This window comes from Streptomyces sp. NPDC058459 (genome assembly GCF_042721685.1).
In the GTDB taxonomy this organism is placed as follows: domain Bacteria; phylum Actinomycetota; class Actinomycetes; order Streptomycetales; family Streptomycetaceae; genus Streptomyces.
The window spans coordinates 1-17569 of record NZ_JBHXLV010000139.1; the positions used below are offsets into that span (position 1 = coordinate 1).

A 17569-nucleotide genomic window follows, 5' to 3' on the forward strand; every position below is an offset into this window, starting at 1 on the left:
GGTACGGTGCCCACCGCCACCGCACCGGCGGCCGCCGACGCCGGCGACTCGGGCCGCGCGCCCGCCCGGCCCGTCGACAACCGCGCCTGGACCACGTACCGCGACTGGCGCGGCGGCACCGGAAACGGCGTCCGGACCGTTCCCGGCCGCCGCCCCGGCATCGCCGTCGGCGCCCCGGCGGGCCGCACCGACTACACCGACCCGCACACCGGCACCACCGCCGCCTGGGAGTACGCCACCTGGACCTCCCCGCTCCACCGTCTCCGGGTGCCCGCCACCGAGCTGATCGCCTCCTGGAACGCCGACACCCCGGCGGGTACCTGGCTCCAGGCCGAACTCCAGGCGACGTACAGCGACGGCACCGCCGCGCCCTGGTACGTGATGGGCCGCTGGGCCGCGGGCGACGAGGACATCAAGCGCACCTCGGTGGACGACCAGGGCGACGGCAGAAGCTCGGTGTGGACCGACACCTTCGCCATCGACGACGCGAGCACGGGCCTGCGCGCGGCGGCGTACCGGCTGCGGCTCACCCTGTACCGGACGCCGGGCACCCGCCGCACCCCGACCGTGTGGCGGGCCGGCGTGATGGGCTCCGACGTCCCCGACCGCTTCACCGTCCCGGCGTCCACCCCCGGTCTCGCCCGCGAACTCGTGGTACCCCGCTACTCGCAGGAGATCCACAAGGGCCAGTACCCGCAGTACGACAACGGCGGTGAGGCATGGTGCAGTCCGACCTCCTCACAGATGATCATCGAGTACTGGGGCGGCCGGCTCACCCCGGAGCAGCTCGCCTGGGTCGACCCCTCCTACGCCGACCCGCAGGTGGACCACGCGGCCCGGTACACCTACGACCACCAGTACACCGGCTGCGGCAACTGGCCCTTCAACGCCGCCTACGCGGCCACCTTCCCCGGCATCCAGGGCGTGGTGACCCGGCTGGCCTCGCTCACCGACCTGGAGACCCTGATCGCGGCGGGCATTCCCGTCATCACCTCCCAGTCCTTCCTCAAGACCGAGCTGACCGGCGCCGGTTACGGCACCTCCGGCCACCTGATGACCGTCATCGGCTTCACCGCCGCCGGCGACATCATCGCCAACGACCCGGCCTCCCCCGGCGACGCCGAGGTACGCCGGGTCTACAACCGGCGCGAGTGGGAGAACATCTGGCTCCGCACCAAGCGGTACGACGCGGAGGGCAAGGTCAGGAGCGGTACGGGCGGGGTCTGCTACATCTTCTGGCCGGTCAAGTCAGCACCAAGTCAGCACCGCGCGCTGCAGGCACTCGGCCTGGTGTGAGCATGTGCGGCCCGACGGCCGTCTCGACGACCTGACGGCAGCGCTCCTGGCCGTCCTGCGTGAGGTGGCCGTACCGGTCCACCGTGACCTTGATCGAACGATGTCCGAGCCAGCGAGACACCTCGTGAATGGACACCCCGTTGGTCAGGGCCACGGTGGTCCATTTATGCCGCAGGTCGTGCGGGTTGTATGCAGGAAGCTCGAGCCGCTTGATGGCGCGGTCCCACGACTTGCGTAGAAGATCGGGATACGGCATTCCGCCGCTCGCATTGCGGATCGGAAGCCGGTCGATGAATGGCTCCAGGGAAGCGGGAACGGGTATATCCCGCCACTCACCCTCTTTCCGATGCTTCAGTGGGGCGTATTTCGGCGTGTACTTTCCGGAGGTGTCTTTGTAGCGAATCACCTGTCGCCGGATTCGCAGGGTGCCGTCGCACATGTCCTCCGGGAAGACTCCCAGAGATTCCCCTATACGAAGTCCGCAGCACGTCATGAGCCATATCGCCGGAGACAGGCGAGGTCCGATCTCGTTGGCGATGGCGGTTATCTCGTCGAAGCTGGGAAGTTTCCTGTCGTCGACAGGAATGACAGGGTTCTCCAGCTTCTCGGCCTGCGTCATGGGATTCACGGGAATCCGCCTGTGACGCACAGCGTGGGAGAACAGCGCCGAGAGGGCTATGTGCCGGGACTTGATGGTGTTGAGGGCCGCCCCATCCCGGCGCCAGCGTGCGTACAGACCCTCGATGTCCGCCGCGGTGACCTGCGAGATCATCTTGCTCCCCAGGTGGGGGACCACGTGGAGGCGGACGATGCGCTCGTACGACTCGAGGGTGCCGGCGGAAGCGGTCTTCTTCGCGAGCCAGTCGTCCGCGTACCGGCGGAGCGACACCTTGCCGGCGTCGGGGTCGACGTAGATGTTCTCGCGCTTGTCGCCTTCCATCTTGGTGGCGAAGTCGACCGCGTCCTTCTTCCGGGCGAACGACTTCTCCCGCTGACGCCCGGTGCGTCCGCCCGGCTCCCTGTAGCGGACGGTCCACCGCTTGCCGGACACGGCAGAACCGTTGTCGATGATTTGAGCCAACCTGTTCACCCATCTCTGCTCACACGGCCGTTGGTCGTGTTCTTTGGTATGGGTGGTGTTGTAGTCGATTTTTCCGGCCGCGCCAAATCCTTGGGCGCGAGAGGATTTGACGACCTGCGTCCTGTTGGATTGGCGGCTGTGATGGTGGCTGAACGGAAAATCTGCCGACGCTCGAAGACTGCCCGAGAGTGAATCGTCTGCGAGGGCGAAATGGTGCCATTCAATGGAACGGGGTCCAGCGGCGCCGTGAGCAGACTCAGGGACGGTGGTGTGCCTTGCCACAACCCTGTTGGCGCGCGAGGGCACAACCCGGAACCCGGTCACGGACCGACCTGGTCGGCTGCGGGGTGAGCTCGGCACACGTCCTCTGGTCGGTTGCCGTGGCCTGTCGGTGGCGACCAGGGTGGGCTGGAGGCGGTGGGCCGGTGAGGGTCAAGCTCAAGGACGGTTGCACCGTCATCCGAACGGACATAGACCCAGTCCTCGGCCTCTCGCTGAGCGAGGCGCTCCCATCTCTCCGCGGCGCGGCCTGTCAAGGGGGTCAGCAGCACTTCGTTGGTTCCCGCATCTTCGCTCATGCGGCGCAGCGCGGTGACACGGCTAGCGAGTTCCGTGAGGGCAGCGCTGCGCTGAGTGCCCAGCGCGTCGGCAACCGCCTTGGTCAGTCCGGATTCATCCTTGTTCACCGCACGAGACCTTAGCGGCATGTTCCTTTACCGCGTCGGGCGTTGATGTGGCTTACGGGCAGGTAGGAATGGCCCGCCCGGTTGGAGGAGCTCCGAGGCCGGCCTCCGACAGCATGGGCTACATGGTGCCGGGTCCGGTTCTGGCGGTCGGCGGCAGTACCCGGGCGGGTTCGGATCAGGCGGCCGGGTGCACTCTCGCAGGGGACTGAGGGAGTGGGCCGGTTGGCGTGTATGAATCCGTAGACCGGACGAGGAGTTCCCAGCTATGGGGAGGTTCACGTCATGCGTGGCCAGGGCATTGTTGATCCACTGGGGAGCAGCCTCGTGGACTAGGTCGTGGGCATCCTCGAAGTGGATGGTGCGGCCGGTGAAGACGGTTCCCCAGGAAGTGGGTGTAGGACATGACTGCGGGCGAGCGGGAATGGACCGCCGATGCTACGCCGGTAGAACGGCTCTGCTGGCGGCGCGGCTGACGTGATCACGGATCACCTTGGCGGACACGTAGGAGAGCGCCTCTGTTAGCGAGTCAGTCACGGAGGCGAACTGGTCCTCCTGTTGGCGCAGGTGGTCGTCAAGGAAGCAAACCACGGGCCCCGTCGCAGACTGCCTGACCCTGCGCACGTACATCACGGTGAGGGAGAAGGCCCAGCACGCGTGGAGGAAACCGTAGATGGGGCGCGGAGCGCCTCGCCAGGGGGAGAAGAAGGTGACGTCGGCGGGGAGGTGCACATCGTGTGCGGCCAGGGCGTCGTTGAGCCAGTTGTGGGCGGCCTCGTGGATCAGGTCGCGGGCCAGGACCTCGGGGTGCGCAGTGCAGTCGGTGAAGACGGTGCCCGGGAGGCGGGTGAGGGCCCAGCTGTGGAGGGTCTCGTCGAGTTGGCGGCGATTGAGCAGGCAGATGACGGGGGCGTGTTGGGTGAGCAGGGTGCCGAAGCCGTGCTCGGTCGCGGAGGCAAGGGCGGCACGAACGAGGCGATGGGCCTCGGGTGGGGCAGGGTCGGTGTCGGGGCCAACGAGGTAGTACGCGGTTTCGGAGATCTCCGAGCGGAGCAGGTCCGCGGGGCGCGGGCTGACCACGATGTGCTGGCCGGCCGACAGGTGGGTCAGGTCTCGGACCGTCGTACGGCGGTACCAGGCGAGGCGGTCCGCGTCCCGGGCGCGCGCCGCGTGTTCGGCGCCTTCGAGTAGGTGGTGGGCCACGGAGTAGTCGAGAGCGGACGAGCCGAGGCGGTTGCCGAGCACGGAGGCGATGCGGTTGGTCCGTAGGCGCTGGTGGTCCGCGATGCCACTGAGGGCGACCAGGGCTTCCGGGGAGAGAGCGCTCATCTGGGGCTCCGGGAGTGGAACGGGGCCGGACCGGGACGGGCCCGGCCCCATGGCGGGTCAGGACACGGTGGTGGGCTCAGCGGCGTCGGGCTGCACTGTGGTGGCCAGCCAGGTCTCGGTGGCCGCGTTGGAGGTGTGCGCGGTGGTGCGCACGGGGTCGCTGTCACGCAGGGACGCGACCGCCTCCAGGAACTCGTCGAACCTCTTGTCTTCTGCCACTGCTCGCTCTCTCCTCAGGTAGGGGCGGTGGGTCGGGGCGAAGGGCTGGTGCGGGCGGGCCGCGGGGGCCGGTCACGGATCCATGGCTCCTTACTCGGAGACGAAGAGCGTCAAAAACTTACGAACGCGGCCGGCACGGACCGGTTCGGTGCCGTGGACGAGCTGGCTGCCGAAAACCACGAGAGTGCCGGGAGAGGGGGCGACGCACCATCGCGTGCGCGGCATGCTGCGAAACCAGGGAGAGGACATGTCCGTTCCGTCGTGCGCGAAGCGCATGCCCGGGGCGTAACCCGACCCGGTCGGCGCCTCGTCGGTGGTCCAGGCGGCGTCGCTGCCCGTGGTCTCCGCGTAGAACGCCCCTCCTGTGTCCTGGATGTCCGTGAGCGTGACCGTCGCGGCGGCGATCTGCCGAGGACGGGCGAGGGGGTCGGGGGCGATGCCGTCCGCATGCGGGGTGATGTACTGGCCGGCGCCGTACTCGAGGTAGATCCACGGCCGGTGGCCGGTGACCGACGGCAGGGTGCGCGTGATGGCGGCCATGTGGAGCTTGAGGGCCTGGTCGAGGAGGGAGGTCGCCTCGTACGGGATGTCGGTCATCTCGATCCGACCGACTGGCTCGTAGACGTCCTGCGCCTCGGCGGGGGAGTGACCGGGGATCTCGTGGATGGTTGTATGGCGGTCCGCGCCGTACCGGTCGCGCCCGAGGGGGTCGAGCGCGTCGTCCATGACGTCGTTGAGGCGCTCGATCTCGTTCGGCTTGAGGAAGCTCTCCACGGTCCGGATGGACAGCGTCTCGGCGATGTGGATCACTGTTCGCCTCCATCGTTGGAGTGGGCTTCGGTCGCGCAGGCGCAGAGGGTGGACGGCGGGGCAGAGGCGGCTTCGGCCAGGGCCTCCGTGAGTACGTGCACGGCCTTGGTGAGGTCCTCGAAGTACTCGGCAGGCGTGGTGCCGGCAGAGGGTACGAGATGGAGGTCGAGCGTCGGATACACCCGGCCGGTGGTCCGGCACGTGAGCTCGTTGCGGCCGAGGACCAGCGAACACGCTCCGGGCAGGGAGGACTCAGCTCGGCCGGTAGCACGGCACAGGCGCGCCGCTGTTCGCGCGTACTCGGCGCGGTCGCGCGGCAGGATGCCGACCGAGAGGAACCGGGGCTCGGCTCCGGGGAGATCGGCGTAGGCGTGGCCCTGGCAGCTGTCATAGGTGACGATGTTCCAGCCCGCGGTGAGCGCGTCGACGACCGGGCGGACGCCGGGCTCGATGCCCTCGTACCACTGGGGGTGTCGCGGGTCGAGATCGTCCGCCTCGTGAATGCCGGGGAGGCCGACCGTGTTGATGTTGCCGTGGGCGCTTACCTGGAGGCATGCTGGCGGGCGCGGTGCGGCGAGGTCATCCCAGCGGGCCAGGAACGCCCCGACGTGGTGCATGTCGTTGGGGCGGACGGGACGCCAGTGCAGCCGGGGACAGGAGGCACCGGGCGGGAGATCCGGCTGGGCGAGCAGTGCGGCGACGCCGTCGATCAGGCGCATGCGGTGGTCGCAGTACGCGTCTTCGTCGCCTGCGGCGGCGAAGCGGAGGCGGACCGCCGGGCAGCCCGCGCCGCAGGTGTCGCGGTAGTCGCAGGTCGTGCACTTCGTGATCAGGGAGCGTGCCTGCCGGAGCAGGGGAGAGTTGCCCTGGGCGCCGGCCACATCCGCCTCAGCGTGTACGTCACCGAGCGCGGCCAGGCCGGCCAGCGGCCAGGGCAGCTCGTCACAGCTTCCCAGGCGGTCATTGGGATAAAGGGTGAGGACGTGGTCGCACTTCAGGTCGGAGAAGTGACAGGAACGGGTTTGTAGACCCTTCAGGCGGCGGATGACGGAGACGACGGGCTCCAGCTTGACGCGGCGGAACAGGTTGTCGGCGACCCAGTGGCGGGCGGCCTCCAGCACGAAGTCGGCGTACTGACGCGGCGTGACGGCCCAGGCCGGGCCGGTGGGGCCGATGGCCCGTCGCTGGAGCGCCCGGCTGGTCGGCGTGCGGGATCCGGCCACCGTGGTCGACCGGGTGACCGCCGCGTCGAAGCACGGCACCAGGCTGACCGTCGTCACGGCGGGAAAGGAGGCGAGGTGCTCCATGACCTCGGAGGCCCGGCCGAGGACGTATGGGGTGACGGCGCAGATGACGCCGACGCGGCGTTCCCGACGGCCGAGGAGTTCCAGGGCTTCGACCACTCGGGGGTACGTGGGGCTGCCGTCGTAACCGACGCGCCACGAGTTTCCGAGCGCGTCCCCGTCGAGGGAGATGCCGATCTCCAGCTGGGGGCAGCGCCGCTCGAACAGGTCCAGCCAGGCGTCGTCGAGCTGGAGGCCGTTGGTCTGGAGGCTCACGCGGATGACGTTCGGCTGTGCGGCGAGCGCGTCCAGGATCTCCGCGATCCGTTCCCGGCCGGCGGTCAGAGGCTCCCCGCCGTGGAGTTCGACGCTGAGCGGACGCCCGGAGAAGATCGAACCGAGGCGGTGGACCTGTTCCGCGCTGATCCGGGCGCCGCCCGGTGACTCCTTGCGCTTCTCGAAGCAGTACAGGCAGTCGATGTCGCAGGTCTCGCCGCGGAGCTTGAGGATGACGGAGACGGCCGTGTCCGGCCCGGTGCTCGACAGCAGGGCGTAGAGACTCTCCAGGTCGATGGAGGCGGTGCGGGTGACGGGCATCAGAGGACTCCGGAGGAGGAGGGGCGCGGTCTATGCGCCATCGGTGGAGACCGTGGACAGCCACCCGACAAGCTGTCCGCCGGTGATGGGGATGTGGACGTCGCCACGGCGAAGGAACCACCCGTCGGCGTACCGCTTGGGCAGCCAACCGGCGTCAGGGGCACCACCCAGATTGGGAGGCTTCTGCAGCGGGTCGTCGACGGGCCAGCAGTCCAGAAGCGCTCTCGTCACGCCTCGCTGAACCGGACGGAACCACTCCCACGTCTCTGCGCGAGCCGGGTCGATCGACGGGCGGGGCTGCGCTTCGGCAAGCAGCGGCAGCCACTTGTCGCCCAGGACAGGGTGGCCGGCCGCCGCGCAGCCGAGCGCGGTGAGGCAGGTCTCCAGCTTTCGGCACACGACGTCGGCCGATTCGGCCAAGCCGTCCTCGACGAGGCCGGTCAGGTCCTCCGCGAGACTAGCCGCAACCTCGGCCTGGTCGGCGACCGCCCAGCATCGGTAGCCCTGGCGCTCCCCGGGATCGAGCACCGGATCCCAGCGCCCGGAGCCGTACGAGAGGGCGGTGCGCAGACACATGAGGTCGTGCATCGAGGCGCGTACCCGGCGGAACGATCCGAGGTCGTCGCGGCGCACGTCGAAGGAGCGGAGCAGGTGACGGAGTTCCTCGGCCCGCTGCGGTGCCGTCGCCTGGAGGTCGATACGGACGCCGTCCACGATGCGCGACTCCCACGCCGGAAGGGCGCCGTCCACGATGCCACGCAGGTCGAGGTCGCTCGCCGCGTGGGCGAAGCCGCAGGCGAGGGCTCCCTCCAGCCAGACCTCGCGGGCCTCGCCGGAAGCGACCAGCGCCTGGGCGACTCTGTCGGCGATCTCCCGGCGCAGTCGTGCCGATGGGTTCACCGGTGGCCTCCTTCGATCAGGATCTTGTTGTCAGCGGTGATCTCCTTGAGGAGATCGATGGCCCATCGGTCGAGCGCGCCGCGCACGTCGGAGCGCTGGGCGCCGATGTGGGGCGAGGCCAGGAGGTTGAGCGGCGTCGTGGAGCCGGTGAGGAGCGGCAGGTGCTCCCGCTCGACTGGGTCGAGGGCGAGGCCCGAGAGCCTCCCATCCGCTAGCGCCCGCAGGCAGGCGGCGACGTCGAGGGTCTCCAGCCGCCCTGCGCAGATGAGTAGAGGTCGCTGCGGAGCGACGCGTGCCAGGAAGTCCTCGCCGATGAGCTGTTCGGTCGTGCGACGCAGCGGCAGAGCGATCACGTGTACTTGCGACTGCTCCACGAGGGCTGTCGGCGACAGCTCCCGCAGACCGGGAGGGTTCGACGGCCACGCGGCGAAGGCCGTCCCGCCCATGAAGGGGGCCAGGGCCCAGTCGGCGGCCAGCCCCACCGGGCCTGCGCCCCAGATACCCGCGGCCAGGGTGCCGAGTGACGCTCCCATGCACGCCTGCTTCTCGTGCCGGCCGAGCAGGAGCGCGTGCTGCCCCAAGGGGATCCGTCGGGCCAGGGAGAGGGCAGTGGCGAGGACCCACTCGCCCACGGCGTCCGCGCCGGCCTCGGCGTTGCGGTGCAGCGTGATGCCACGGTGCCGGAGGGCGCTCACGTCGATGTGGTCGATGCCGGAGCCGGTCCGTACGACGTGCCGCAGGTTAGGGAGCGCGTCCAGCTCTCTCTCGCCGAGACGGACGCCGGAGCGCAGGACGAGCACGCCCGTGTCGGCGGCCGGAGGCGAGTCCAGGTCCGGCAACTCGTGTACGAGGACATCGGGCAGGGTGCGGCGGATCGCGCTCGCGTCCGCCGCACCGCGCAGCACCAGGACAGCGCTCATCCGGGGAACTCCGGCTTCTTGTACCGGCCGAAGGCGAGATCGCCCTCGCCGACGACGACGGTCACGGGCGAAGGCGCGCCGAAGTACACGTCACAGGCGCGCTTCACCCCCGGGAGTCCGTCCCAGGCGCGTGGATTGACCTTCGTGTCCGCGTAGTCGTCGACGAGCAGCACACCTGTCGGCATCAGGCGGGTGACGCAGTGCGTGAGTCCCGTGAGGGTCGAGTCGTAGAAGTCGCCGTCCAGGTAGACGAACGCGATCTCGTCGGGCAGCTCCTTGGGAAGGGTCTCGTCGAACCACCCCTGATGGATGACCGGCGCCGGTCTGCCCCAGGCCTCGTGCGTGGCGCGCACGTCGTCCGGGGACGACCGGAGCTCGCCCGCCGCCAGATGATCCGAGTCCTCGGCACCGGGCGCGGGCATGCCCTGGAAGGAGTCGTAGACGTGGATCTCGCGGTTGTGGTCGCCCAGCGATTCGAGCACGCTATGGATCCAGAGGGCCATCGCGCCCCTGTAACAACCGAGTTCGACCACCGGTCCCGGCAGACCGCGGGCGGTCAGGTCGGCGACCTCGTCGGCGATCACGCTGAGCCGGTCGGCACAGACCGTGCCGGCGTGCTCCCGTAGCAGCCACTCCCGCAGATCCTTCAGCATCGGATCCATGAAGGTCACCACCTGTCCACGAAGGGGTCGGCGAGCTCCCCGTTCAACGCCGCCGACAGCGGCCGGTTGATCCGGGGCAGCAGGTACACGTCGCCCAGACGTTTCAGCGGAACCCACTCGAAGCCCACCTGGATGGGGTCCGGCGGTTCCGGCATGCGCGGCTCGGCGTCGTCCACCTGCTCGGCGAGGAAGTTGAACTGGACCTTCTGTACGTCCCCGAACTCGCCCTGCCACGACTCGGGGACGTACTCGACGACGCACAGCAGACGCCGGGCCACGACCTGGAGGCCGGTCTCCTGGGCGACCTTGCGGTTCACGGCCTGGCGCAGGTCCTCACCAACCTGGGCCTTGCCGCCGGGAAGGTTGTAGTGGAACCCGGCCTCGTCGTCGTACGACAGCAATAGGACGGCGCCGTCGCGCACGATCGCCGCCTTCACGGACACGCTGATCCGAGGCAGCTCGGCTGTCAGAGGCACGACAGCGCCTCCGGTTCGCCGACGCGCATCAGGTCGCCGACCTCCGCGAGGGACCCCGCGACGGTGGAGCGGAAACTCCCTTCGCGCCGGAACTGACGGGCGGCGGTGCGCATACCCGCGAGGGCGGCACGGCTGAGCTGGTTCGCGTAGATGCAGAGGTGGAAGCCGGCCTCGCCGAGCTCGGCGGCGCTCAGGTCGGGGAACGCCGTAGGCACGCTGACGAGCGGTACGCCGTGACTCCACGCACGTCCGATGGCCCGCGCCTGATCACCGGTCGCGTCCTTGGAATGGATGAGTACCGCATCCGCTCCGGCTTCGGCGTACGCTTCAGCGCGGGCGATCGCCGTGGCCATGTCCTCGCCGGCGATCAGTGCCTCGGTGCGGGCCACGACCACGAGGCCGTCACCGGCGACCTTCCGTATGCGCGCCACCTGCTCGCACAGAAGGTCCCGATCGGCGAGGTTCTGGGCCCGGTGGGCCGCGAAGCTGTTGCACTTCGGGTACGCGCTGTCCTCGACACACACCGCCGCGGCTCCGGCGCGCATCAGGTCGGACGCGAACCGCTCCGCCGTGCGCCCCGAGCCGCCCGCGTTGTCGATGTCCACGATGACGGGCAGCTCGGTGACACGGCCGAGCGAGGCGACCACGTCGGACAGGTCCCGGGGGCCCAGGACGTTGGCGTCCGGCAGTCCGGAGGCCGCGGACACCTCCAGACCGCTCACCCACAGGGCGTCGAAGCCCGATTCCGCCGCGACATGCGCGGCGAGCGCGTTGATCGCACCGATCGCCAGGAGCGGGTGCTTCCGCTCGCTGGCGGCGAGGGCCTCACGCAGATGCATCGCCTTCGTGCCGTCAGTCATGAGTCCCTACCTCCTTCCGTACGGGCGGCGAGCGACGGCACCAGCTGCCGTTCGCGCAGTACGTCCCAGGCGGTGAGCAGCACCTCGGACCGGGGCCGGCGGGCGTCCAGGCGGACCACGTCGCCGAGGAGCGGGAACTCGTCGGGCTTCGTGACCACGGCCTCGTAGGTCTCGCGAACCCGGCTCTGGACGTTGTGCACGTCCCAGTCCGCCCGGACGGCGTCACCCTGGCGGGCCTGCGCCCGGCTCATCGAGGCGTCGGTCTCCAGGTCCAGGACGAGCGTGAGATCCGGGGCCGCGGTGAGCTGCGCGGCCAGCACCTCGTACGTCTCCGACACCCTCATGTCGTGCTTCACGGCGAAGAAGGCCAGCTCGCTGAGGAGCCACCGATCCGCGATCACGGGCCGGGCCTGCCGCTGGGGGAGCACGAGGCGATCCAGCGTGGCCCGCTTGTCCGCCGAGATCGCGGACAGGTAGGCGTCACGGTTCCCGGCGTTCGGCTGGTACTTGCCGATGACGATGGTGGCGGCCTGGTCTGCGGCGAGGAAGTTGGTGGTGAGCATGCAGAGCGGGGTGACGCCGTAGAGCCCTTCCCAGAGACGGAACAGGCCCTTGCGCAGCGTCGTCTTGCCGGTGCCGTCGAGCCCCTCGATGACGATGAACGGATAGCGGTGGTTCATTCGACCTGCCCCGCTCCCGTGCCGCCGGCGTACTTGGTGAAGCGACCCCGCCAGCGGGCCGTGGTGGACACCAGGTCCACCAGCCGCAGCTCCGCCAACTCGTCGATGAGGCGGGGCAGCTCGGGCTCGGCGCAGATGCCGGCCTCGATGGCCCGGCAATACGCGGCGCGGACGTCCGGGTCGTCGTCGGAGTTACGCAGCGCCGCCTCCAGCACCCGCGTGGCCATGCCGTGGGCCACGACGCTCACCGCGGTACCCAGGGCCTGCTCATGGAGCGGGCTCGGGTGCGGCTCCAGCGTGATGTGGTGCACCCCGCGGTGGCGGATGACCGTGAAGAAGCCCACCCACCACGCGGCGGCGCCGCTGACAGCGGTCACGGCGTCGGACCAGGCCATCCCGGACTGCTCCGCGAGGATGCTCTGGGCGGCGGCGTCGGCGGCGCGGTGAAGCGCCCCGCGCTGGTTCCGCGACTCCGCTCCGTGCCGCTGGGGCAGCTCCCACCAGAAGTCGAGCCCGGCGTCCTCCAGCAGCGCCATCGCGGACCCGTCGCCTGCCGGCAGCCGAGACGGGCGCTGGGCCAGCACGGAGACATCGGAGTCCGGCACGTCCGGCAGCGCCTTCTCCTCGGCGACGGCGGCCCGCCATTCGTCGAGATGGAGATGGAGCCGCTGGGTCAGCAGCCCGTCCGCCAGCGTCTGCCAGGCATGGGCCAGCGGCGGCGAACCGGGGGGCCGGAGCGGCAGGGTCAAGGAGGTCACAGGTCGGATCCTCACGTCCGGGGAGTCGCGGCACGCGGCTCCGGTCGGTGGTGCTCCACCACGATGGCCGCCACGAAGTCCCACGCCTATGAGTGTTTATGAGCCCCACCAGCGGAACGTGTCCGGGCGTTCGCAGAGCGAGAGAGAATGCCGACCATGGTCGACAGCGGACAGCGGCGGTGTGCGCGCTGTGGTGCCCTTCTCAGTCGCTTCAACGCCGGTACACGATGCGCCTCGTGCCAGGACGGGTCGGCGGCCCGGCGGGCCGACCCGGCTTTCTGGCGTGATCCGACGGTCCGGCGAGCCGTGGCCGCATGGGAACTCGGCACCGTCGTCAAGCTGTTCAGGAAGCACACGGGCCTCTCCCAGGCCGGTGTGGCGCGGATGGTCAGCATCGACCAGGCCGAGGTCAGCAGACTGGAACGCGGACTCAAGCAGATCCGCGACCGAAGGCAGTTCGTCCAGTGGACCGATGCGCTGGGAGTTCCGGAGGAGCTGCTCGGGCTCCTGCCCGCGGCCGATCCGCACATCTCAGACGCCACGGGCCGACCGGGATCCGCGGATACCAGGGGCCATGGGTACGCGGCGCTACCTGAAGGTCCGGGCCAGCTTCTGTTACCCGCCGGTCGGTCCGTCTCGACGACGGCGATTCCCGTGCTGACCCTTCCCGCGGCCTCCTTCCTCGGGGACAGCCTGAGAGTCGACTCCCGCCCGGAGCTGGATGCCTGGCGCACGATGCCGATGCGCGCGCTCGTCGTCGCGAACCGCACGGTGGACGGGGCGGTCCGGCAGTTCGTCACCGATGCCCGACCGAGCGGTGTACGCACCACCGCCTCCGACCCGGTCGACATCCCCGCCGCGTACGAACTGGACGACCTGACTTACGGCATCCTGTGGGCCGTGTCGGGATTCGAGGCGGCACTGCTCGGCGACGACCAGACCCTGCACACCTCGCTGGCCTCGCTCACCGCTTCCCCAGGTGCGCCAATCGCCTCCGCTCAGGGACTGACCGAAGTCTCCCGGATGCTCATCGGCTCGGAGACCGCAGCCCGGTACATCCTGGGCCACCGTGACCACCTGGGCGACGCACCCGTCTTCTGGACCAGGGAACAGCGCGGTGAGGAGGCCGCCACGTGGCTGTTCTTCCGGCACAAGTACCGCTACCTCGAACGAATGGCACCCCGGCGACCGGGCGGTACCAGTGGCCGGGGGTTCTGCGTCCCCGAGACGGCGGTCGCCGCCTCGCCGGCGTACGAGCGCGTTCTGCTGTTCCTAGCCATCGCGCTCATGGAGTCCTTCGGCATCCGCACCTGGGTGACCGATGACGGAGGATTCGCCCACACCGACGGCTTCGCGCTCTCCCACGGGCGCCGCGCCGTCATTGCCTCATGGGTACGGACCGATGGAGCGTCCCACCTCGCGGTCACCGCGCGGCCGGGAGCCCTGCGGGCGTTCGCCGATGTGACGGGCCACGTCAGCCACCGCTCGGCCACGGCGGCCGAGCAGGCCGGACAGCGCCTCGCGGCAACCGCGGAGTACCTCGGCCTCGACGCCTCCTGGCTCGGTCGCCGGTGCGCACAGCTGTCGGCCGTCGGCACCGAGCGGCTCGCCCGGCCGCGCAGCCGGCTGCTCGGCCTCGAAGGGCTGGAGGCCGCCTGCCGGTTCGTGGCCGAGCAGCTGGTGATCATTCCGCGTACCCGGACGGCGCCGACCCGATAGCCTGCGTGAACCACTCGCGAGGCCGCGCTCGGCGGCGTCCGGTCAGGGGAGCAGGGGATATGACGGAGTCGGTCAGGAACGTGGCGGTCTTCTCCCTCGGCGGCACGATCGCCATGACCACGGATCCCACCACCGGAGGCGTCGTACCCGCGCTCTCGGCCCACGAGCTCCTCGCCGCGGTACCCGCCCTGGCCACGAGCGGCATCGGCCTCAAGGTGCGGGACTTCCGCCGTCTGCCTGGCGCCTCCCTGACCTCCGAGGACCTCACCGCCCTGTCTGCCGCGATCGCGGCGGAGCTGGAGACCAGAGACGTCGCCGGAGTCGTCATCACCCAGGGAACCGACACCATCGAGGAGACCGCCTTCCTCCTCGACCTCTACCACGGCCACGAGCAGCCGGTCGTCGTCACCGGCGCGATGCGCAATCCCACCCTGCCCGGCGCCGACGGTCCGGCCAACCTCCACGCTGCCGTCCTGGCCGCCGCCGACCCCGTACTCCGGGGCGCTGGCTGCCTCGTCGTACTCGGCGACGAGATCCACTCGGCCTGGACCGTCCGCAAGTCCCACACCACCAGCCCCGCCGCCTTCACCTCACCAGCGTGCGGCCCGATCGCGCGGATCGCGGAGAACCGGGTGCGGATGGTGAGCGGCCTGCCGCGCCGCGGACCGCTGGTCGGCGCCCCCGACCGTGAGGCGCGCGTCGGGCTTTACACCGTCACCCTCGGCGATGACGGAGCCCTGCTCGACCTGTGGGACGGCAACTGCGACGGACTCGTGGTCGCGGCCTTCGGCGTCGGCCACGTCCCGGAGCGCCTCGTCGAAGGGCTCACCAAACTCGCGTCCCGCATCCCTGTGGTCCTCGCATCCCGCATCGGCAACGGACCCGTCTTGTCCGACACGTACGGCTTCCCCGGCTCCGAGAAGGACCTCCTCGGCCGCGGGCTCATCGGTGCCGGAGACCTCGGCCCGTACCAGGCGAGGCTCCTGCTGCAGGCTCTGCTCGCCCAGGGCGCCGACGGGGCGACTGTCCGCGAGACCTTCACCACCGCCTCCGCCCGCTGATCCCACCCCATCAGGAGACACCCGCGCATGCGTGCTCACGAGCTGACCGTCGGCCGTACCTTCGGCGTCACCTTCGACCACGGGGAGGATTTCTTCGAGGAGCTGTCCACGTTCTGCCGGGACAACGGCGTACGACAGGGCTACATCCCCTCGTTCATCGGAGCCTTCGCGGAGGCCGAGATCGTGGGTGCCTGCGAGAAGCTCGCGGACCCGGACGCACCGGTCTGGGCGAAGACGTACGTCACCAACGTCGAGGCGTTCGGCGCCGGCACCCTCGCCCATGACCCCGCCACCGGCGGGATACTCCCGCACATCCACGTCTCCGCCGGCCTGAAGGCCCAGTCGGCCGACGGCAGGACGAGCCACCTCCTCAGCGCCAAGGTCCAGTTCCTCAGCGAGCTGCTGATCGTGGAGGTCACGTCGCCCACGATGACCCGGCCCCGGAACCCCGACCTCTACGACGTTCCGCTGCTCACGTTCGGCTGACCGGCAGGAGCCGGCGGAGCCAGTGGTGGCCAGGCGCGATCACTCTGATCGCGTCCGCCAGCCAGGCGCGTGCCGGAGCGTTGAGCAGCGGCAGCACCGCTTCGAAGTCGGTCTCGTCCTTGTCCCGGGTTGCCTTCGCCTTGTAGAAGAGCTGGACCTCGGGCGCGAGATACGGGATGCCCGTCTCGGTCGTGCGTCCGAGCTGGTCGATCGGGAGGCGGATCGCCGGGTCACGCCGCGATACCCACTGGGTGTCCTCGGCCTCGTCCAGCATGAGCTGCACGGACCAGGGCGCCTTGGGCGTGTGGCGGCACCAGATGTCGTGGAGCGGCGGGTGCAGGACTTCTCCAGGTCGCCACGGTCGAAGCTCCCCCTGGCCGGGCGGGTCCGCCACGTATAGGTCCCAGTCAGCCAGCAGGCCACGTACGAGGGCCTGGTCGCGCCGGAGGACGAGGACATCGAGATCGCCGTGTGCGCGCAGCTCGCGGCCGACCGCGAGTTCGATCGCGTAGCCACCGGCGATCCACCAAGGGAAGTCCGCCTTGGCGAAGATCGCGGCCACATCCACGGGGCGATCCGGCACCCAGCGTCCCAACACGTCAGCACTCACATGCCCATACTCCCAGTGATCAGACTCGCGGAGGCGAAGGCCGGCGGTGGGTCGGAGGTCTTGCTGGGGCGCCCTGTTGCCCGCTCGCACTCTCTGCGCTCATAAACACCCATGAGCACCAAGGGCACCGGCATCCATCGTTGAGTACGTGACTCGCGACCGGTCTCGTGGCCGGTGCTTGAGCCACGATCCTTCCGGGGCGGCGTGCCCGAAGCCAGGTGCTTCCTACGGCCGTATGCCTCTCAGCGGCGTATTGGCCGCATTTCCGCGACCACGCCGTAGCCCCGGGAGTAGGCCATCGCCGTTACCCACAGGAAGGTCCGTCGCCCGATGATCAGCGCGCCATCCGCCGCTCTCGGCCTCGTGTACCGCTGGACCGACCACACTCTCCATCCGACGGGTGAAGCCCGCGCGGTCCTGCGCCGTGTCCTCAAGGACCTGGGGCTGTCTGGGGACCTCGTCAGCGACGGTGTCCTGGCCGTCTCGGAGCTCGTGGCGAACGCGCATGAGCACGCGTGCGGCCCGTACGAGATGTACGTCCGCTCGGCCGCCGGGAGGTACATCTGCGAGATCCATGACGGAGACCCTCTGCTTCCTGCGGGCCTCTACAGCGGTGCCACGTCGCCTTCGGACGCCGAACCGGCCGAGGGGCCGAGCAGGGCCCTTGTCGAGCGTGGACGAGGACTGCGCATGGTGAACGAGCTAGCCCAGGGACAGTGGGGGTTCCGCGTCACGGAACGCGGTGCCAAGGCCGCCTGGATCGTGCTGGCTGAGCCTGGCAGCGCGCCAGATCCATGCAAGGACAGCGACTGACCTCGTTTTCGACGGGAGATGGCCGTAGAGACTTCATGTGCCTGGAGTTGCGGGGCTCTCCTTGCCAATGCGTACGGTCCATCAGCCAGCTTGGTGGCCGAGGACTCGTCCACCACTCTCCGAGGGCTCGAGGAGGCTTCGCCGAACACTCCTCGAACCCTCGATCCGGCCGCGCCCGTCGCCGCGACCCCCGCGAACGCACGGGCGAGGTCTTTGCCGCCCGACGGAACACCTTCGGTGACATCGTCGGCGTCAGGCAGCACGAGGGAGTGAAAAGTGCAGGTCAGAGCACATTCGCTGAGGGCTCCCCGAGCCCTCCCCGAAGC

18 protein-coding genes are annotated in these 17569 nt (G+C 69.7%); 5 read left to right on the forward strand and 13 right to left on the reverse strand.

What is annotated here, in order from left to right; translation table 11 throughout:
• The first annotated feature begins 6 nt into the window (after positions 1–6).
• Complete coding sequence (locus tag ACFWN1_RS22800; protein WP_384364888.1) at positions 7–1296, forward strand: peptidase C39 family protein; 1290 nt, start codon at positions 7–9, stop codon at positions 1294–1296.
• Here the strand turns inward: ACFWN1_RS22800 and ACFWN1_RS22805 are convergent.
• The 12 genes from ACFWN1_RS22805 to ACFWN1_RS22860 form a co-directional block, all read right to left on the reverse strand.
• Positions 1244–2386, reverse strand: a complete 1143-nt coding sequence (locus tag ACFWN1_RS22805; RefSeq protein WP_384364838.1) for a tyrosine-type recombinase/integrase — start codon at positions 2384–2386, stop codon at positions 1244–1246. The two genes, ACFWN1_RS22800 and ACFWN1_RS22805, sit on opposite strands and share 53 nt — an antisense overlap.
• Before the next feature lie 1112 nt (positions 2387–3498).
• Positions 3499–4389 carry an aKG-HExxH-type peptide beta-hydroxylase gene (locus ACFWN1_RS22810; protein ID WP_384364841.1) on the reverse strand — a complete coding sequence of 297 codons (891 nt, stop codon included), beginning with the start codon at positions 4387–4389 and terminating at the stop codon, positions 3499–3501.
• 57 nt (positions 4390–4446) lie between these two features.
• Positions 4447–4608, reverse strand: a complete 162-nt coding sequence (locus ACFWN1_RS22815) for a hypothetical protein (RefSeq protein ID WP_384364843.1) — start codon at positions 4606–4608, stop codon at positions 4447–4449.
• Between the two features lie 90 nt (positions 4609–4698).
• Entirely contained in the window at positions 4699–5418 is a 720-nt protein-coding gene (locus tag ACFWN1_RS22820; protein WP_384364846.1) for a 2OG-Fe(II) oxygenase, read from the reverse strand.
• On the reverse strand, positions 5415–7298 hold the full coding sequence (locus ACFWN1_RS22825; protein ID WP_384364849.1) for a radical SAM protein: 1884 nt from the start codon (positions 7296–7298) through the stop codon (positions 5415–5417). The genes ACFWN1_RS22820 and ACFWN1_RS22825 overlap by 4 nt, the downstream gene beginning before the upstream one ends.
• 30 nt (positions 7299–7328) lie before the next feature.
• The gene (locus ACFWN1_RS22830; protein WP_384364852.1) at positions 7329–8198 is read right to left on the reverse strand and encodes a hypothetical protein; all 870 of its coding nucleotides are present in this window, start codon (positions 8196–8198) and stop codon (positions 7329–7331) included.
• Positions 8195–9118, reverse strand: a complete 924-nt coding sequence (locus ACFWN1_RS22835) for an NAD(P)-dependent oxidoreductase (RefSeq protein WP_384364855.1) — start codon at positions 9116–9118, stop codon at positions 8195–8197. Before ACFWN1_RS22835 ends, ACFWN1_RS22830 begins: the two co-directional genes overlap by 4 nt.
• Positions 9115–9780, reverse strand: coding sequence for a TylF/MycF/NovP-related O-methyltransferase (locus ACFWN1_RS22840; RefSeq protein ID WP_384364858.1), 666 nt, complete (start codon positions 9778–9780; stop codon positions 9115–9117). Before ACFWN1_RS22840 ends, ACFWN1_RS22835 begins: the two co-directional genes overlap by 4 nt.
• Before the next feature lie 5 nt (positions 9781–9785).
• Positions 9786–10256: an NUDIX domain-containing protein gene (locus ACFWN1_RS22845; RefSeq protein WP_384364861.1), complete on the reverse strand. Its 471-nt coding sequence runs from the start codon at positions 10254–10256 to the stop codon at positions 9786–9788.
• Positions 10247–11116, reverse strand: coding sequence for an isocitrate lyase/phosphoenolpyruvate mutase family protein (locus ACFWN1_RS22850; RefSeq protein WP_384364864.1), 870 nt, complete (start codon positions 11114–11116; stop codon positions 10247–10249). Before ACFWN1_RS22850 ends, ACFWN1_RS22845 begins: the two co-directional genes overlap by 10 nt.
• Positions 11113–11796 (reverse strand): dTMP kinase, encoded by a 684-nt coding sequence (locus ACFWN1_RS22855; RefSeq protein WP_384364867.1) that lies wholly within the window; start codon positions 11794–11796, stop codon positions 11113–11115. The genes ACFWN1_RS22850 and ACFWN1_RS22855 overlap by 4 nt, the downstream gene beginning before the upstream one ends.
• A complete protein-coding gene (locus ACFWN1_RS22860) occupies positions 11793–12554 on the reverse strand; it encodes a hypothetical protein (RefSeq protein ID WP_384364870.1) in 762 nt (253 codons plus the stop codon). Before ACFWN1_RS22860 ends, ACFWN1_RS22855 begins: the two co-directional genes overlap by 4 nt.
• A gap of 306 nt (positions 12555–12860) precedes the next feature.
• On the opposite strand from ACFWN1_RS22860, the gene ACFWN1_RS22865 reads away from it, so the two are divergent.
• Genes ACFWN1_RS22865 through ACFWN1_RS22875 form a run of 3 tightly spaced genes read left to right on the forward strand, consistent with a single transcriptional unit; the run spans position 12861 to position 15820 of the window.
• Positions 12861–14273, forward strand: coding sequence for a helix-turn-helix domain-containing protein (locus ACFWN1_RS22865; RefSeq protein ID WP_384364873.1), 1413 nt, complete (start codon positions 12861–12863; stop codon positions 14271–14273).
• A 59-nt stretch (positions 14274–14332) separates the two neighbouring features.
• A complete protein-coding gene (locus ACFWN1_RS22870; protein WP_384364876.1) occupies positions 14333–15334 on the forward strand; it encodes an asparaginase in 1002 nt (333 codons plus the stop codon).
• Between the two features lie 27 nt (positions 15335–15361).
• Positions 15362–15820 (forward strand): PPC domain-containing DNA-binding protein, encoded by a 459-nt coding sequence (locus ACFWN1_RS22875; RefSeq protein WP_384364879.1) that lies wholly within the window; start codon positions 15362–15364, stop codon positions 15818–15820.
• Here the strand turns inward: ACFWN1_RS22875 and ACFWN1_RS22880 are convergent.
• The gene (locus ACFWN1_RS22880) at positions 15807–16430 is read right to left on the reverse strand and encodes a nucleotidyltransferase domain-containing protein (protein WP_384364882.1); all 624 of its coding nucleotides are present in this window, start codon (positions 16428–16430) and stop codon (positions 15807–15809) included. The two genes, ACFWN1_RS22875 and ACFWN1_RS22880, sit on opposite strands and share 14 nt — an antisense overlap.
• A gap of 330 nt (positions 16431–16760) precedes the next feature.
• Here ACFWN1_RS22880 and ACFWN1_RS22885 point away from each other — a divergent pair, with 330 nt between their 5' ends.
• Positions 16761–17243 (forward strand): ATP-binding protein, encoded by a 483-nt coding sequence (locus ACFWN1_RS22885; RefSeq protein WP_384364885.1) that lies wholly within the window; start codon positions 16761–16763, stop codon positions 17241–17243.
• The last annotated feature ends 326 nt before the right edge of the window (positions 17244–17569 follow it).

Excerpts from the sequence above, each read along its gene's own strand:
- ACFWN1_RS22810 (WP_384364841.1), bottom strand. The coding sequence starts at position 4,389 with ATGAGCGCTCTCTCCCCGGAAGCCCTGGTCGCCCTCAGTGGCATCGCG.
- ACFWN1_RS22825 (WP_384364849.1), bottom strand. The coding sequence starts at position 7,298 with ATGCCCGTCACCCGCACCGCCTCCATCGACCTGGAGAGTCTCTACGCC.
- ACFWN1_RS22835 (WP_384364855.1), bottom strand. The coding sequence starts at position 9,118 with ATGAGCGCTGTCCTGGTGCTGCGCGGTGCGGCGGACGCGAGCGCGATC.
- ACFWN1_RS22840 (WP_384364858.1), bottom strand. The coding sequence starts at position 9,780 with ATGGATCCGATGCTGAAGGATCTGCGGGAGTGGCTGCTACGGGAGCAC.
- ACFWN1_RS22850 (WP_384364864.1), bottom strand. The coding sequence starts at position 11,116 with ATGACTGACGGCACGAAGGCGATGCATCTGCGTGAGGCCCTCGCCGCC.
- ACFWN1_RS22855 (WP_384364867.1), bottom strand. The coding sequence starts at position 11,796 with ATGAACCACCGCTATCCGTTCATCGTCATCGAGGGGCTCGACGGCACC.
- ACFWN1_RS22870 (WP_384364876.1), top strand. The coding sequence starts at position 14,333 with ATGACGGAGTCGGTCAGGAACGTGGCGGTCTTCTCCCTCGGCGGCACG.
- ACFWN1_RS22875 (WP_384364879.1), top strand. The coding sequence starts at position 15,362 with ATGCGTGCTCACGAGCTGACCGTCGGCCGTACCTTCGGCGTCACCTTC.
- ACFWN1_RS22885 (WP_384364885.1), top strand. The coding sequence starts at position 16,761 with ATGATCAGCGCGCCATCCGCCGCTCTCGGCCTCGTGTACCGCTGGACC.